Source organism: Tateyamaria sp. (assembly GCF_059783535.1).
Genome location: NZ_JBYNDP010000079.1, coordinates 15821 through 18355, shown reverse-complemented (window position 1 = coordinate 18355; position 2535 = coordinate 15821). Strand labels below are relative to the sequence as shown.

Here is a 2535-nt window from a genome sequence, read left to right as displayed (position 1 = left end):
CGGGCCAGCACGATGGTGGCGGCAATCATCACACCGGCGGTGGCCTGACCGCTGACGGCAAGGGCGGCACCCAGCCCCAACATGCCCGATTGAAGGGCCATGCGGGTCGTCTTGGACATCACCGAAAAGCTGGCCAGCCGGTCAGACACACGGGATTTCAGGTGATGCGCATTGTGTTGCAGAGCTGTCCAACGCCGGGCGAGATCACCAGTCATACCCATCGCGTGGACAAGCTCTGCGTTCTGTTCACTGGAGGTGAACAAACTGTCGGACCTGGCGCGCGCCTCGCCTGCGTCTTGCATCACATCGGCAGAGCGCGCGTTGTTGATCAGGGCCATGAGGGTCAGGAACAGCGCGCCAGCAAGGCCAAGCGCGCCAAGATAGGGGTGCAGGACATAAAGCACACCCAGGTAAAGCGGGATCCACGGTGCATCGAAAAATGCAATCAGGGTGGGACCCGAAATGAAGTCTCGCATCCCGTTCACATCAGCGGCGGGGTTGTCGCCACTGGCCCTGCCTTGAACCCGGCGGCGGATCGAGGCCTGCAGGATCGGCGCGCCAATCTCTAGCTCAAACCGCGCGCCAAGGCGGCTGAGGATACGCATGCGGATCAGGTCCAGAAGACCGGTGACCAGGAAAACAACACCCAGCAGGATGCTGAGAGCAATCAGGGTGTCCATGTTCTGGCTGGTCAGCACGCGATCATAGACTTGCAACATGTAGAGGGGGCCAGCGAGCATCAGCAGGTTCAGGATCATGCTGAAGAAGCCGATGGCGACAAAGCCGCTGCGCAGCTTGCCCCATGCGGATTTGACGGTGGATTTTTTCTGAAACATTTTGGGTGATCTCTTTTCAGCGTGAAGAGGTGGCGGGCTGTGCCGCCACCTCGGTGTGTTTTGATCAGGCGATGAAATCGTCGTCGGTGAAGTCGCTGCTGTTCACCCCCTCGAGGCGCACGGAGGCGTCCGAGGAGAAGGTCAGCAGGGCATCGTCGCCGTCTTGCGACACAACGAGGCTCTCGGCGAAGTCCGGGCCGAAGTCGGAGAAGTCCAAGCGGTCCACGCCAACTTCAAAGTCGCCCACCGTGTCGTTGCCGAACAGCCCTTCGAAGGTGAAGGTGTCAGAGCCTTCGCCACCGAGCAGCAGGTCGTCTCCTTGGCCACCGTTCAGCAGGTCGTCACCGTCTTCACCCGACAGGGTGTTGTCGGTATTGGACCCGATAATGACGTCACCATCGTCCGACCCGATCACGTTCTCGATCGAGCTGAGGATGTCTGTCTCGACCACTTCGTCGATGACATCCAGACCGGACACACCCGTGGGGGCATCTGCGTCAATGGTTGCACCAGCGTCCACCAGCGTGTCCTGCGCGATGGGACCGTTGATCCCGGCAGGTGCGTTGTGCAGGTGGATGGCCGACACGACACCCGGAACCGGGGTTTGCAGGTCCGCCTCGTTCAGGCCTGTCACGGTCAGTTCCGAGGAGTAGACAACTTGGCCGGTGGCTTCATCGACCGAGATGGTCAGTGTCGCCGTGCCCGTCGCATCGCTGTCGGAGGTTGGACCAGGTTCCTGGCTTGCGTCGAGCGTCGCCACCAGTTCGATGACACGCCCGTGTCCGTCGCCCTCATCGCTGACAACTTCGAACTGGCCGCGGATTTCACCGCCCGGGAAATCCGAGGTGTGGATGTTGTAGTACAGATTCCCGGCAACGGCTTCTGCTACAAATCCGGCCGCGTCGTTGATGTTTTGGGTGGGCTGCAAAGAGGCACCAACCGCAACATTTTCGACAGAGACCGTGAACCCGGTTTCGCGGGTGGCGGTTCCGTTTCCGTTGGCCCCAAGGTTCACGGTCACAGCGACGTCCTGATCGGAGAAATCCGCCGTGTCGATGCCTTCGCCACCTTCGATGAAGTCGTTGCCAAGACCGCCGACAATCACGTTGTCGCCTTGTCCGGCAATCAGAACGTCATCGCCTGCACCACCGGCGAGAACACCGTTGATTTGACCAAGGTCGACAACGATGTCTTCTCCGGCGCCCAGCAGCACGTTGCCGTTCACCACACCGTCGTCATCGTTGACGAAAGTGACGTCGCCCGCTTCGGTTGCGTCGATGGCGTTGACCGTACCGGTGATTTCACCTTCGTTCAGGATCGCACCCAGCAAGTTCAGGCCACCGTCGACGCGGATACCCGCGGCGGCGTCGCTGTCTTCGGACCCGGCGATAACGCCTTCGTTCTGCACAAGACCGGCAAAACTCGCATCTTCCCGGTTGCTGAACAGACGCAGGCCGTCACCGACAGTGTTGCCTTCGACCGCGTCACCGCGCCCTTGCAGGATACCTTCGTTGAAGATGGCAGCCGACACGACATCACCGTCCACGTCGCCGGTCTGCAGCGATACGGCGGAGCCATTGTTGCCCAGCCCGGCATCTACAACACCGGTGTTGGTGAAGGTGTAGTTGTCGGCTGTACCATCGGCATAGACCGTGCCGTTGCGCTGATCGCCGGTGCCGAGGATCGTGCCGGAGTTCAC

The 2535-nt window shown here is 60.8% G+C and carries 2 protein-coding genes; both read right to left on the bottom strand.

Annotated features, from left to right (window positions below):
* A partial coding sequence (locus AC6RA8_RS14825) for an ABC transporter transmembrane domain-containing protein (protein ID WP_500353503.1) occupies positions 1 to 836 on the bottom strand: 836 nt, incomplete at its 3' end.
* 64 nt (positions 837 to 900) lie between these two features.
* Positions 901 to 2535: CHRD domain-containing protein (locus AC6RA8_RS14820; RefSeq protein WP_500353502.1), on the bottom strand; the 1635-nt coding region annotated here is incomplete at its 5' end.